Genomic DNA, 12,549 nt, shown 5'->3' with positions numbered 1-12,549 from the left:
CTGCCCTGACGGCGGGCCACCGGTCCGGTCAGGGCTGGGCCAGCACCGCCACCAGCCGGCCGATGTCCGCGCGCCAGGGCTCGCCGTACTCGGTCTCGTCCCAGAGCTCGGCCAGCTCGGAGTCGTCGCCGAGCACCCGGCCCAGCGCCGCGGCCGCCAGGGCCCGTAGCTCCGGGGCGAGCGGGGGCAGCGGCTGCTTGGGGCCGTAGGCGGGCGACACCGGTGCCCCGCCCGGGAGTTGGGCGGCGATCAGGGCGGCGGCGGCCACCGCCTCGGCGCCCTCGTCGATCTCGAGGTAGTCCGTGCTGTCCGCGACCGCGGCCAGCACCCGGCGGAGGATCGCCCCTCGCTCGGACTGCTCGGCGTCGTCCAGGAAGGCGGCGAAGTCGGCCGCGTTGTCGTTCTCGAACGGGCCGATGTCCCAGGTGCCCATGGTGTGCTCCCCCAGCTCGGGTGGTGGTGTCCGGAGGATCATCGCAGCGGGGGGTGACACCACGGGGGAGCGGGGTGGTCCGTCGGCCGCACGGCCGGGGGCCACTGGTGGCGGGGCCTCGGTCCAGCCAAGCTGAACGTGTTCAAAATGGCGTGCCGGGGATGCTTGGCCCCCGGTCATCGGAGTGCGGGGGCGGGCGGCATGGGGGAACGGCCGGGGAGACCGGTGGGACGTGGCAGGGGTGCGAGAGCGTCGGTGCTGCTGTTGGGCCTCTGGCTGGCGGCGGCCGGTCCGGCGCTCTCCGGGTGCAGCCTGTCGGCCGTCTACGTGCTCTGCGTCGGGGAGCAGCCCGCCGGGATCACCTCCGCCGACCTGGCCGGGACCTACCGGGGCGATCCGAACGGGAGGCTGACCCTGGCCGCGGACGGCACGGTGACCGTCTCCGACTGGAGCCACCGTCCGCACGGGGCCGGTGCGAAGGTCGTCCGGATCGCGCACGCCTCCGGTACGTGGGTGCTGGGCGAGACCACGGCCAAGGACGGGATCCTGGAGGTGGCCATGACCTTGGACGCGGAGGGTGCCGCCGTGCACGAGTACGCCTACGTGGGCGGCAGCCGGAAGAAGCCCGAGCTGGCCTACCACCTCGGCGGGGACCCGGACGACTGCGAGACGGTCGACCTGACCAGGGCCTCCTGAGTCCCGGCCCCCCGGAGCGGGCGGAACCGCTCCGGAGGGTGACCGGGCGTCAGGCGGCTCACCGGGTGCGGTAGGCGTCCACGACGGTCTGGGTGAGGGTGTTGCCGCCGAGGTCGGTCAGCTCCGCGCGCAGGCTCACGCCCGTCTCCCGGCCGGTCGCCGGGACGGTCACCGCGCCCTGTCGCACCGGGAGCTGCCGCCAGGAGGCGCCGCCGTCCAGCGAGTACGAGACGCCCAGCGAGCGGTGCCGCCCGTCGGCCGCCGCGCCCCGGACGGTGACCGGCAGCCGCAGGGCGGCGTCGGCCGGGGCCGAGCCGTCGCCGCGCAGCGCGGGGGAGAAGCGGACCACGCTGAGCGGCAGCGGGGTCGGGCCGGTGGTGGCCGCGCGGGTGGAGAAGGTCCAGTCGGCCGTCACCACGGTCGCCGTGCCGGGGGCGCCGCCCCGCTCCACCGAACTGGTCAGCCGGTAGTCCGCCTTGCCGGGCGGGACGGTGAAGGAGCCCTGCCCGGGGGCGTCGGTGGCAGTGCCGACCGCCTTGCCGTCCCGGGAGAGCGTGGTGGTGGCCGAGGTGAACGCCGGCGACCACGGCACGTGCCCGTCGCCGTCCGCCAACATCGCGACGTCGAGCGTGAGTTGGTCGCCGTCCTGGACCAGGGCGGGCCGGTCGGAGAGCTGCGGGCCGAAGACGGCGTTGTCGAAGGCGTGGACGGTCCTGGTCCCGGCGCGCAGGTTCAGTCCGAGGGCCGGATAGATGGTCGGCCGGGCCTCGCCGACCAACGGGGCCCGGTAGAGCAGGTCCCACGCGCCGCGCTCCGGGGTGACCAGGAACTCCGCCGTCGCCGGTGCCCGGAACTTCGCCGGCACCCCGATCGTCGGCCCCTGCGAGGGCATCAGGTCCACCACGACCTCCCCCTCGGTGCCCGGCCGGGCGGCCGCGCGCACCTCCAACGCGGCCAGGTCCCGCAGCGCCGGGCGCCGCACCAGCCCGTCCATCGCGCGGCTGCCGGTGGAGACGTACCCGAGGGCGTAGGTGGTGCTCCCGTTCCGCCAGTAGCTGTCGTACGTCTGCCGGACCGTGCCGGGCTCGGCCGCCGGGCCCTGCTGCCCGATCCGGATCCCGGGGTGGGCGAACATCCGGTTCGACAGCCGGGCACCCGGGCCGGAGCCGACCACCAGGTAGACCCCGCTGTTCACGAACTCCGCCGAGGCGTCCGGCGGCCGCACGTCCACCGGCGAGGTGCGGCGGGCGTCCAGGGTGACGGCGGTGTCCCGGGTCAGGTCCAGCCGGGGCTGCACCAGCCAGTCCACCGCGTCCGAGCCGGTGAAGGTGGCGTCCAGCAGGTACCGGCCCTTCGGCAGGCGGAGGGTGGTGGTGCCCGAGGCGTCGTACGGGGCCTCGGTGCGGTCCGCGCCGGGGCCGGAGACGCCGATGACGTGGGTCTCGTAGCCGGAGGTGGGGCGGCCGTCGCGGCCGAGGTGATGGATCGTCAGGGTGTAGGTGGCCGGTTCGGCCGCGGTCGCGGCCCTCGCCGCGTCGGCGGCGGGTGCGGTGGTGACCAGCAGGGCGACGCCGACGGCGAGCGAGCGCAGGGCGGTGCGGCGGGTGGGGCGGTGGATGGGGCGGGAGGCCTTGGGATCGTCCATGCACTGCCCTGCACCTCGGCGCCGCCGCGTTCCGGTGATCCCGATCACAGGGGACCGTCGGCGAGGAGTGTGGCGCAGGTCACCGGAACTCCCGCAACGCCCGAGGCAGGGCGGAGTGTGACCACGTACGGGAGGAACCGGACATGAGGGACCGTCTGCGCGCGGGGGACCGCGGCGCCCTGGCGGAGCTGTACGACGAGCACGCCGCCGTGCTGTACCGGTACGCCCTGCGCGTCACCGGCGACTGGGCGGAGGCCGAGGACATCGTCTCGGCGACCTTCCTGGCCGCCTGGAACGCGCGGGAGTCGCTGCGCACCGAGGGAGGCGGCCTCCGGCCCTGGCTGCTCGGCATCGCCACCAACCTCATCCGCCGCAACGCCCGGACCCGCCGCCTGCGCCGCCTGGCCCTGGCCCGCGTCCCCGAACGCGGCCTGCTGCCCGACTTCTCCGACGACCTGGTCGCCCACCTCGCCGACGCCGAGCAGCTGCGGGCGGCCCGTGCGGCGCTCGGCCGGCTGCGGCCCCGCGACCGCGAGGTCTTCGTCCTGGTGGTCTGGGAGGGCCTCGACTACGCGGCCGCCGCCGAGGCCCTCGGCGTCCCGGTCGGCACCGTCCGCTCCCGCCTCTCACGGGCCCGCGACCGGCTCCGGGCCCTCACGGAGGCCGAACTGCGCCGACCCCGCCCTGCGCCGGCCGCCCGCCCCGACTCCGCTCCCGCCGATCGCCCCGGCTCCGTCCGCCGCCCGGCCGCCCCGGAGGACTCGGTGACCTCCGGCTGCCCGGCTCCCCCTGACGCCACGTCACCCGTTCCGTCCGCCGACCGCCGCCACCTTCAGGAGTCCTCCCGGTGAACCGCTCCCCGTCCCCGTCCGACCTCTCCCTCGCCGAGCTGCTGCCCCCGCCGCCGGTGCCGCCGCTGGGGGCCGACCGCTCCCGGCTTCTCAAGGAGTCGGTGCTCCGCTCCTCCGCTCCCGTCGTCGTGACCCGCACCGTCCGCCGGCCGCTGCTCCTCGCCGGGGTCGCGCTGGCCTGCGCCGTGACGGGCGTGCTGGCCGTGCAGCCCTGGCAGCAGCGGTCCGGCCCCGCTCCGGCCGTGGTCGCCGATGCCCCTTCCGCCGTCCGGCTGCTCGACCGGGTCGCCCTGGTGTCGGCCGGTTCCGGTGCTCAACCGGCCGCCCGTACCGACCAGTTCGTCTACGTGGAGAGCCGGGTGGCCTTCGCCGGGCGGAGCGCGGACGGCGGCCCCGCCGTCCTCCCGCCCGTGCACACCCGCCGGGTCTGGTCCTCCGCCGACGGCAGCCGCCCCGGCCTGGTCCGCGAGGACGGTGCCCCCGACAGCGTCACCACCTACACCCCCGGCGTTCCCGCCGCCGACCCCTCGGTGAGCCGCCCCTCCTCGGCCTGGCTCGCCTCGCTCCCCACCGACCCGGCCGCCCTGCTCCTCCTGATCCACGATCAGACCCGAGGCCAGGGCACGGACCCCGACCAGCGCGCCTTCACCGCCATCGGCGACCTCCTCGCCGAGACCTCCGCACCCCCGCAGGTCACCGCCGCCCTCTACCGCGCCGCCGCCCTGATCCCCGGCGTCACCGCGGTCCCCACCGCCACCGACGCCGCCGGGCGCGAAGGCGTGGCCGTGGCCCGCACCGCCCCCTCCGGCGAACAGACCCAGTGGATCTTCGACCGCACCACCCACACCTACCTCGGCGAACGCACCGTCCTCACCCGCCCCACCGACGCCGGCCCGGCCGGCACCGTCCTCGGCACCTCAGCCGTCCTGCTCCGGGCCGTCATCGACCGCCCCGGAGACCTCCCGGCCGCACCTGCGGCCTGATCCTCGAAACTCGCGAAAAAACTGCCGCCGCGCCCTCCCGGAAATGCCCCGCACAGGCCTCCGGCGGGGGCGCCGTCGCACTCCCGGGGTCGGCCGAGGGCAGCGGGGGCGAGGGCCTCCGGGGAGGCGCGCAGGCGCGCTTCTGAGGCCCCGTCAAACCCCGTCTGACCTGGTCTTTCCATGGAAATGTCCTAGGCTGAGGGCTCCGTTCGGACGTCCTTCGGGAGGGGTACTGTGAGTACGGAGAACCATGTCTACGACGCGAGCGCGATCCAGGTGCTGGAGGGGCTGGACGCGATCCGGAAGCGGCCCGGGATGTACGTCGGCTCGACGGGCGAACGCGGCCTGCACCACCTGGCCTCCCAGCTGGCCTGTCACGCGATGAACGGGGTGCTCGCGGAGGGCGGGGGACGCGTCGACGTCACCCTGTTGTCCGACGGCGGGTTCCGGGTGCGGAGCGAAATGAGCGCGGACCCGGTCGAGTTCTCGATGCTCCTGACGGACTTCTCCTTCTGCTTCGGTGCGGGGGCGAGGCGAGGCGAGATCATGCTTGCCGGCCCCGGAATGCTGTGCGCGGTGAACGCCCTGTCCGCCCGGACGGAGCTCGAGGTGCGGCAGGACGGCATCCGCTGGGAGGCAGGCTACGCCCGGGGCCACACGGTCAAGCCGGTCACCGAGGCAGGTGCGGCGGAGGGCAGTTCGGTCACGGTGGCCTTCTGGCCGGACCCCGAGGTCTTCGACACCACGCAGTTCTCGCAGCAGGTACTGGCCGATGCGTACCGCCAATTGGCTTTCCTCTATCGCGAGTTGTCCATCACCTTCACCGACGAGCGCGGACCGGGCGAGCCCCGGGCGTTGGGCTTCGGCGGCGACCTTCGAGGATTCGTCGCGCACCTGGACGGTGAGGAGAGCCCTGACGTCATCGGCTTCGGGTGCGACGACCCTCGGATGCCGGGTGAGCTGGAGGTGGCCCTTCGCTGGCGGCCGGGCGGGGGAGAGGCGCGCGAGTGGAGTTTCGCCAACGGCTTCCGGACCGAAGGCGGTGGCACCCACGTGGAGGGCCTGCGGCGTGGGCTCCGAGCGGCCGTCAGCTCCTACGGATCCCGGCGGGAGCTGCGCACCGCGGGTGCACCCGAGATCGCGTGGGACAGGATCTCGGACGGGCTGACCGCGGTGGTCTCCGTGAAGCTCGACGACCACCTGAGCTTCGAGGGCGCCATCCGCGACAAGCTGGGCAACCCGGCGGTCGCCCCCTGCGTGGAGGAGGCGGTCCGAGACCACGTCACCGCCTGGCTGGAGACCCACCCGGCCGAGGCCGATGCCCTCGTCGGCCGGATGCTCCTCGGCTGACGGTCCGTGACCTCCCCGGGCGGCGGCGTCAGCCGCCGAGGCACTCGCCGTCCGGGGAGGTGTCCGGAGACCCCATGCCGCTCCGAAGTCGACCAGCCCGGGCCTGAGTTCGGCGGTGATCTCCCCGAGCGCCCAGGTCGCCCGCCGCCCGGGCGCCGCCGTTCGGCTGTGCTGCCCTCCGGCGGGGGCGATCGGGCGGGGCCGTCCGGATGAAGAACTCCGTGGGCCGGGCCCGGCTCCGGGGAGAGCGGGGGCGGTCCTCTTAGCGTCGTGCGGTGACCGCGCCCGTGAGCCATTCCGTCTCCCTCCGTCTCGCCCGCCCGCTGATGGCGGTGGCCGCCGTGCTCGCGGTCACTGGCCTGAGCGGCCCCGCCGCCCGGCCGACCGGGACGGTCTCGGAACGGCACGACCTGCGCGGACGGGACGGCGGGCACCCGAACGGGCCGCGCCGGTACCCCGCCGTGCGTGGTCGAGGTCCCCGTCGACCAGCCCACGCCCACGCCCACGCCCACGCCGAGCCCGACGCCCGCGCCCACGTTGAGTCCGGTGCCGACCCCGACCCCCAGCCCCGCCCCCGGCTCCGGTGAGCTTCCCGCGACCGGTGCGCAGGTGACGGGGGTGCTCGGTGCGGCGGGTGCCCTGACGGTGGCCGGATCGCTGCTGCTGCTCCTGCGGCGCGGCCGCCGCTCCCGGCGGCACTGAGGCGGTCCCCGGGCGGTCCGCGGGCCGTGGAGGCTCAGCTGGCCGGGCCTCCTGACGGGTGGTCGGCCGGCGGCTCGACCGCCCGTCCCGGGACCAGGACGGCGAGGGTGTCGCGCGCTTCGCGCCGTAGCGCACGGCGCGGGGCGAAGGTCGCGGTCAGGGCGATGATCGAGACCGTCGTTCCGTAGAACACGGCGGCGATGGTGGAGAGCAGCCCGATGGACACCGGGCACGCACCTTTCTTCCCCCCGTAGGGCCTGCCCGGCTCACGGCACGGGACGGGCGTCGATGCGTCTTCCCGACCACCATACCTGCGCCGTCAACTCCCCTCGGCGGTAAGGCTTTCGGATCGTCGCACGAGGTCCTCCGTGTGGGTGGCGTCCGGCGTGGAGGGTGGAGCCGGACGGGATGACGGGTGGTCAACTCGGTGCGGGTGAAGCGGAGTAGCCCGGTGACGAGGTGGTGCGGCGATGGGCGGACGGATGCGGGCCGCGGTGGTGGCCCTGGTGGGCGGCGCGGTGCTGCTGGGGACCGGGGGAGCCGCCGTCGGGGCGGGGGCGGTCACCTGCGACGTGGGGGCGATGGGGGTGCAGGCCGCGAAGCTGCGGGCGCAGGGGCGCGAGGCCGAGGCGCGGGTGGTCGAGCAGCGGATCCGGGCGTGCGAGGACGCGGACCGGGACAGCGCGGGGCCGCTCTGGCGGTGAGGGGGGGTCAGCCCTCGCCGAGGGCGGCGAGCTGGGCGGCGAGGGTGTCGGCGTGCTGGAAGGTGAGCCCCGCCAGGGCGATGTGACGCCAGGTCACGGTGGAGCCGCCGTCGAGGATGAAGACGGAGCGGCGCAGGCCGAGGCCGGGGACGGTGATGCCGTAGGCGCGGGCGACGGCGCGGTCCGGGTCGGCGAGCAGGGGGAAGCCGAGGCGGTGCTTGCGGGCGAAGCGCTCGTGGCTGTCCAGGTCCTGGGGGCTGATGCCCCAGACGGTGGCGCCGAGGTCGCGGAAGCGGTCGAGGTCGGAGGTGTACGAGCACAGCTGCTTGGTGCAGACGGGGGTGTCGTCCCCCGGGTAGAAGACCAGCACCAGCGGGCTGCCCTTGGCCTCCTCCAGCCGGTACTCCCGCCGCTCGGCCAGGTCCTCGGTCAGCAGGACCCCGGGCAGCGAGAACGACGGAGCCGACGCACCGACGGCGGGGGGCTTGGCCATGGGAGTTCCTCCGGTCCGGACGCTACTCGACAGTACGGTCGCACTGTACTGCCTACGCGCCGTCGGTCGGAGCGTCAGCGGCGCGGCCCGTACATGATGACCGCGACGCCGGCCAGGCAGACGAGGGCGCCGAGGACGTCGGTGCGGGTGGGGCGGAAGCCGTCGACGGTCATGCCCCAGAGGAGGGAGCCGGCCACGAAGACGCCGCCGTAGGCGGCGAGGACGCGGCCGAAGTTCGCGTCGGGCTGGAGGGCGGCGACGAAGCCGTAGGCGCCGAGGGCGACGATGCCGAGGCCGGCCATCCACCAGGGGCGGGACTCCTTGACGCTCTGCCAGATCAGCCAGCAGCCCCCGATCTCGGCGAGGGCGGCGAGGACGAAGAGCAGGGCGGAGCGCAGGACGGTCATGGACCGAGCCTATGCGGGCGGGTGCTGACCTCGGGAAATCCGGTTGTGGTGGCGGCCGGGGCTTGGTCGAATCGGTGGGGTGACGACCCTTCTGGAGACCGAGCGCCTGGTGCTGCGCCGGTTCGGTACCGACGACCTGGACGAGCTGGCGGCCCTGCACGGGGACCCCGAGGTGATGCGGTACATCGACACCGGGCGCCCGCAGCCGCGGGAGGTGGTGGCGGCCGAGGTGCTGCCCGCGATCCTCCGGGGGTACCGCGAACTCCCCGAAGGGATGGGCACGTTCGCGGTCGTGAGGAAGGGCGACGGCGCGTTCCTGGGGTGGGTGGCGTTGCGGCCGGCCGGCAGCGTCGGCCTGGCGGCGGGCTCCACCGAGCTGGGCTACCGGTTCCGCCCGGCCGCCTGGGGGCGCGGCTACGCGACCGAGGCGGCCCGGGCGGTGGTGGGGCACGCGTTCGACAGCGGCACGACGGAGGCCGTGGTGGCCACCACGATGGCGGTGAACGCCGGCTCCCGGCGGGTGATGGTGAAGACCGGCCTGCGCCACGTCCGGACCTTCCACGAGGAGTGGCCGGACCACATCGAGGGCGCCGAGCACGGGGACGTGGAGTACCTGGTCACCCGCCGGGAGTGGGAGGCGCAGTGCCCTACTGGCGGTAGGTGGTGAGGAAGCGGCCGATCCGGCTGATCGCGGTCTCCAGGTCGTCGGCCCGGGGGAGGGTGACGAAGCGGAAGTGGTCGGGGCGGGGCCAGTTGAAGCCGGTGCCCTGGACGATGTGGATCTTCTCGCGGAGCAGCAGGTCCAGCACGAAGCGCTCGTCGTCGACGATGCGGTGGACCGCCGGGTCGAGCTTGGCGAAGGCGTAGAGCGCGCCCTTGGGCTTGACGCAGCTGACGCCGGGGAGCTCGTTGAGGGCCCGGTGGACCACGTCGCGCTGTTCGGTGAGGCGGCCGTTGGGGAGGGTGAGGTCGTGGATGGACTGGTGTCCGCCCAGGGCGGCCTGGACGGCGTACTGGGCCGGGACGTTGGGGCACAGCCGCATCCCGGCGAGCATGGTGAGCCCCTCCAGGTAGTCCTTGGCGTGCTGCTTGGGGCCGGAGACGACCAGCCAGCCGCTGCGGAAGCCGGCCACCCGGTAGGCCTTGGAGAGGCCGTTGAAGGTGAGGGTGACCACGTCGTCGGAGAGGGCGGCCAGGCAGTGGTGCTCGACGCCGTCGTAGAGGATCTTGTCGTAGATCTCGTCGGCCAGCACCATCAGGCCGTGCCGGCGGGCGAGTTCGAGGATGCCGAGGAGGAGTTCCTTCGGGTAGACCGCGCCGGTCGGGTTGTTCGGGTTGATGACGACGATCGCCTTGGTGCGGTGGGTGATCTTCGAGGCGATGTCGTCGAGGTCGGGGTACCACTCCGCCTCCTCGTCGCACAGGTAGTGCACAGCCTTGCCGCCGGCGAGCCGCACCACGGCCGTCCAGAGCGGGAAGTCCGGTGCGGGGACGAGTACTTCGTCGCCGTCGTCGACCAGCGCCTGGACCGCCATCTGGATCAGCTCGGAGGCGCCGTTGCCGAGGTAGACGTCGTTGACCGTCACCCCGGAGACGCCGCGCTGCTGGTAGTACTGCACCACGGCGCGGCGGGCGGGCAGGATGCCGCGCGAGTCGCTGTAGCCGTGGGCGTTCGGCAGGTTGCGGATGATGTCCTGGAGGATCTCCTCCGGCGCCTCGAAGCCGAACGGCGCCGGGTTGCCGGTGTTCAGCCGGAGCACGCTGTGACCGGCCTCCTCGAGCGCGTTGGCCTGCTCGACCACCGGGCCGCGGATCTCGTAACACACGCCCGCCAGCTTGCTGGACTGCCGAAACTCCATCTGCGGCCTCCCGACCGTGGTACCCGTACCCGTGTCCGGTGACGCGCCGTCATCCGTCATCATCCGGTTGCTTTGTTCTACCAAGTACCCACTTGGAAAGTCCAACCTTTTGGCTATGCTGATCCACATGTCACGCCGAAGCTACGACCAGTACTGCGCCGTCGCCCGCGCCCTGGACGCGGTGGGAGAGCGCTGGAGCCTCCTGATCGTCCGTGAACTGCTGCGCGGCCCGCGCCGCTACACCGACCTGCACGCCGACCTGCCGGGCGTGTCGACCGACATCCTGGCGGCCCGGCTCAAGCAGCTGGAGGCCGAGGGCCTGGTCGAGCGCCGCAAGCTGGAGCGCCCGGCCAACGCCACGGTCTACGAGCTCACCGGGCGCGGCACGGCGCTGCGCCCGGTGGTGGACGCGCTGGGGGAGTGGGGGATGGACGCGCTCGGCGAGCAGCGGCCGACGGACGCGGTGCGCGAGCACTGGGTGACGGCTGCCCGGCCCTGACGGCGGCTCAGGCGGTCGTGGGCGCACGGTAATCGGCACTGCACGACTGTGGTGCGGGGGCGGGGCGGGCGGGAAGATGGGCACCGCACGTGTGTGTCCTGTCCACGCCAGAGACCGGAGTGCCGCATGAGCCGTCCCGCCCTGCCCAGCCGCCGCCAAGCCCTGACGTGGGGTGCGGCGGGCGCCGCCGCCCTGGCGGGCGCGGGCGTCGGCCTGGCCCGCCCCGCGAGCGCCGCCGCGCTGTACGCCCCGGACTGGATGGCCCGGCTGGACGGCGGGCTGCCGCTCACCCGGCTCACCATCCCCGGCACGCACGACTCCTGGTGCACCGACCCGGGCAACGGCACCGAGTGGTCGCACACCCAGAACTGGGGCCTGCCCCAGCAGTTGGAGAAGGGAATCCGCTTCTTCGACATCCGGCTGAACGGCCTGCAGGGGACGGCCGACGAGATGGGCGTCTACCACGACCGCTACTACCAGTACCACCGCTTCCAGGACGTGCTGAACGCCTGCCGCGACCACCTGCGGCGGTTCCCGGGCGAGGTACTGGTGATGCGGGTGCGGAACGAGCGGGCGGGCGGGCAGGCGCTCGGCGACGAGGAGTTCCGCCGGCGCTTCGACTTCTACCTGGACCACCCGTCGATGAACTACCGCGGCCTGTTCTGGACCAACCCCTGGTGGCCCCGGGTCGGCGAGGCCCGCGGCCGGATCGTGCTGGCGGCGGACTTCGCCAACCCGTGGTCCGTCATCCAGTGGTCCAGCGGGACCAACGGGTTCTTCCGCACCCAGGACACCTGGCAGGGGGTGTCCACCTCGGCCAAGGCCGGGCTGGTGGAGCAGTGGTTCGACCAGGCCTTCTACCACCAGGACGCGGCCGAGATGTACTGCAACTTCACCAGCTACGCCAACGGCCTCTGGCCGAAGACCCAGGCGGGCGCCATCCTGCCGAGGGTCCACCGCTACCTGGACGCGCGCCGGACCGAGCGGATCCACCTCGGCATCGTGCCGATGGACTTCCCGGACTTCGACGAGCGGATCGTCGGCCTGCTGATCGAGAAGAACTTCGTCTGACGGGAGGTCAGCGGCGCTCCCGGAGCCGCTCCAGGACCTCCGCGCGGGCCTCGTCCGGGTCGAAGGGGGCAGGAGAGAACAGCCCACCGGAGGCCCGGACGTGGGCCTGCCAGTCGTCCTGCCAGAACTCCGCGGTCCAGCCGGGCCACCGGGCTGGCACCTCGTACGCACGGGGGACGTTGCCGAGGGTCCACCAGCCCAGGAAGCGGCGGGCCGGGTCGAGGTGGACGCCGGAGGTGGCCCACCGCCGGCTCGCCCCGTGCGTGGGCGCGACGGCCAGGAGGTCGAGCAGGGCGGGCCCGTACTGGACCGGGTGGTCGATGATGTCAGCGGGGCCCAGGTGGACCCGGTCGGTGCCCACTGTCACCACGTAGCCCCAATCGTCCAGATCGGGCAGGTTCTCGTCGTCCGGGCCCATGAAGGACGGCTCCTCCGGATCGGAAGGGCGCCGGCGGACGAACTCCGGATCCAGGCCGAGGTACTCGCGCAGCTCGGTGGCTCCGTCGTAGAGCCAACGGAACTCCCACCCCGGCCAGGCGGCCCGGATCAGCTCCAATGCGACCTGCCGGTAACGGAGTTCGGCGGTGGGGCCCTCCCAGACGAAACAGAGCAGCACCTTGTGGTGGAAGTCGGCCAGGATCCCGGCCTGCGCCATGAGGTCGTCGAGCCACCAGTCGTCCCGGCGCGCTCGCGAGAGGGATGACAGGAGGCCCTCGGGTCCGTGCAGCAGGTCGAGGTCGATGTCGACGGCCGACTTGGAGTAGTACAGCTCGTGCTCGCCGCTCTCGCGGACCACGATGACGTTCGCTCTGTCTCCCATGGGCAGCAGGATGGGCCCCGGCGGGGCGGCGGCGCG

The 12,549-nt window shown here is 73.8% G+C and carries 15 protein-coding genes and 1 pseudogene; 9 read left to right on the top strand and 7 right to left on the bottom strand.

Going from position 1 to position 12,549, the window contains the following annotated elements; all coding sequences use genetic code 11:
* Nucleotides 1-28 precede the first annotated feature (28 nt).
* On the bottom strand, nucleotides 29-433 hold the full coding sequence (locus ACWCYY_RS23140) for a DUF4259 domain-containing protein (RefSeq protein ID WP_345284698.1): 405 nt from the start codon (nucleotides 431-433) through the stop codon (nucleotides 29-31).
* A 255-nt stretch (nucleotides 434-688) separates the two neighbouring features.
* Between ACWCYY_RS23140 and ACWCYY_RS23135 the strand changes: the two genes are divergently transcribed.
* Entirely contained in the window at nucleotides 689-1,129 is a 441-nt protein-coding gene (locus ACWCYY_RS23135; protein ID WP_449797084.1) for a hypothetical protein, read from the top strand.
* 58 nt (nucleotides 1,130-1,187) lie between these two features.
* Here ACWCYY_RS23135 and ACWCYY_RS23130 read toward each other — a convergent pair whose 3' ends face one another.
* Nucleotides 1,188-2,774, bottom strand: coding sequence for a serine protease (locus ACWCYY_RS23130; RefSeq protein ID WP_345284695.1), 1,587 nt, complete (start codon nucleotides 2,772-2,774; stop codon nucleotides 1,188-1,190).
* A gap of 143 nt (nucleotides 2,775-2,917) precedes the next feature.
* Between ACWCYY_RS23130 and ACWCYY_RS23125 the strand changes: the two genes are divergently transcribed.
* The 4 genes from ACWCYY_RS23125 to ACWCYY_RS23110 all read left to right on the top strand — a co-directional run bounded on the left by ACWCYY_RS23125 (nucleotide 2,918) and on the right by ACWCYY_RS23110 (nucleotide 6,660).
* Nucleotides 2,918-3,625 (top strand): RNA polymerase sigma factor, encoded by a 708-nt coding sequence (locus tag ACWCYY_RS23125; RefSeq protein ID WP_449797083.1) that lies wholly within the window; start codon nucleotides 2,918-2,920, stop codon nucleotides 3,623-3,625.
* Nucleotides 3,622-4,608, top strand: coding sequence for a CU044_5270 family protein (locus tag ACWCYY_RS23120; RefSeq protein ID WP_449797082.1), 987 nt, complete (start codon nucleotides 3,622-3,624; stop codon nucleotides 4,606-4,608). The genes ACWCYY_RS23125 and ACWCYY_RS23120 overlap by 4 nt, the downstream gene beginning before the upstream one ends.
* Nucleotides 4,609-4,842: 234 nt before the next feature.
* Entirely contained in the window at nucleotides 4,843-5,958 is a 1,116-nt protein-coding gene (locus ACWCYY_RS23115; RefSeq protein ID WP_449797081.1) for a DNA gyrase subunit B, read from the top strand.
* A 546-nt stretch (nucleotides 5,959-6,504) separates the two neighbouring features.
* The gene (locus tag ACWCYY_RS23110; RefSeq protein ID WP_449797080.1) at nucleotides 6,505-6,660 is read left to right on the top strand and encodes an LPXTG cell wall anchor domain-containing protein; all 156 of its coding nucleotides are present in this window, start codon (nucleotides 6,505-6,507) and stop codon (nucleotides 6,658-6,660) included.
* Nucleotides 6,661-6,694: 34 nt separating this feature from the next.
* Here ACWCYY_RS23110 and ACWCYY_RS23105 read toward each other — a convergent pair whose 3' ends face one another.
* Nucleotides 6,695-6,886: a hypothetical protein gene (locus ACWCYY_RS23105; RefSeq protein WP_345284686.1), complete on the bottom strand. Its 192-nt coding sequence runs from the start codon at nucleotides 6,884-6,886 to the stop codon at nucleotides 6,695-6,697.
* A gap of 244 nt (nucleotides 6,887-7,130) precedes the next feature.
* Between ACWCYY_RS23105 and ACWCYY_RS23100 the strand changes: the two genes are divergently transcribed.
* Complete coding sequence (locus ACWCYY_RS23100) at nucleotides 7,131-7,364, top strand: hypothetical protein (protein WP_345284684.1); 234 nt, start codon at nucleotides 7,131-7,133, stop codon at nucleotides 7,362-7,364.
* 7 nt (nucleotides 7,365-7,371) lie between these two features.
* On the opposite strand, the gene ACWCYY_RS23095 is transcribed toward ACWCYY_RS23100, so the two are convergent.
* Nucleotides 7,372-7,857 carry a peroxiredoxin gene (locus tag ACWCYY_RS23095; protein ID WP_345284682.1) on the bottom strand — a complete coding sequence of 162 codons (486 nt, stop codon included), beginning with the start codon at nucleotides 7,855-7,857 and terminating at the stop codon, nucleotides 7,372-7,374.
* A 74-nt stretch (nucleotides 7,858-7,931) separates the two neighbouring features.
* Nucleotides 7,932-8,264, bottom strand: coding sequence for a YnfA family protein (locus ACWCYY_RS23090; protein WP_345284680.1), 333 nt, complete (start codon nucleotides 8,262-8,264; stop codon nucleotides 7,932-7,934).
* Nucleotides 8,265-8,343: 79 nt separating this feature from the next.
* On the opposite strand from ACWCYY_RS23090, the gene ACWCYY_RS23085 reads away from it, so the two are divergent.
* Nucleotides 8,344-8,931: a GNAT family N-acetyltransferase gene (locus tag ACWCYY_RS23085; RefSeq protein WP_449797079.1), complete on the top strand. Its 588-nt coding sequence runs from the start codon at nucleotides 8,344-8,346 to the stop codon at nucleotides 8,929-8,931.
* On the opposite strand, the gene ACWCYY_RS23080 is transcribed toward ACWCYY_RS23085, so the two are convergent.
* On the bottom strand, nucleotides 8,912-10,123 hold the full coding sequence (locus ACWCYY_RS23080; RefSeq protein WP_345284676.1) for a pyridoxal phosphate-dependent aminotransferase: 1,212 nt from the start codon (nucleotides 10,121-10,123) through the stop codon (nucleotides 8,912-8,914). The genes ACWCYY_RS23085 and ACWCYY_RS23080 overlap by 20 nt on opposite strands.
* 127 nt (nucleotides 10,124-10,250) lie before the next feature.
* On the opposite strand from ACWCYY_RS23080, the pseudogene ACWCYY_RS23075 reads away from it, so the two are divergent.
* Nucleotides 10,251-10,601, top strand: a pseudogene (locus ACWCYY_RS23075) (winged helix-turn-helix transcriptional regulator); the annotation flags it as partial.
* Nucleotides 10,602-10,748: 147 nt separating this feature from the next.
* The gene (locus tag ACWCYY_RS23070) at nucleotides 10,749-11,693 is read left to right on the top strand and encodes a phosphatidylinositol-specific phospholipase C (protein WP_345284674.1); all 945 of its coding nucleotides are present in this window, start codon (nucleotides 10,749-10,751) and stop codon (nucleotides 11,691-11,693) included.
* Nucleotides 11,694-11,700: 7 nt separating this feature from the next.
* Here ACWCYY_RS23070 and ACWCYY_RS23065 read toward each other — a convergent pair whose 3' ends face one another.
* Nucleotides 11,701-12,513, bottom strand: a complete 813-nt coding sequence (locus ACWCYY_RS23065; RefSeq protein ID WP_449797078.1) for a hypothetical protein — start codon at nucleotides 12,511-12,513, stop codon at nucleotides 11,701-11,703.
* Nucleotides 12,514-12,549 lie beyond the last annotated feature (36 nt).

The sequence above is a fragment of the Kitasatospora sp. NPDC001664 genome (assembly GCF_053596675.1).
This window is presented reverse-complemented; position numbering and strand designations above follow the sequence as displayed.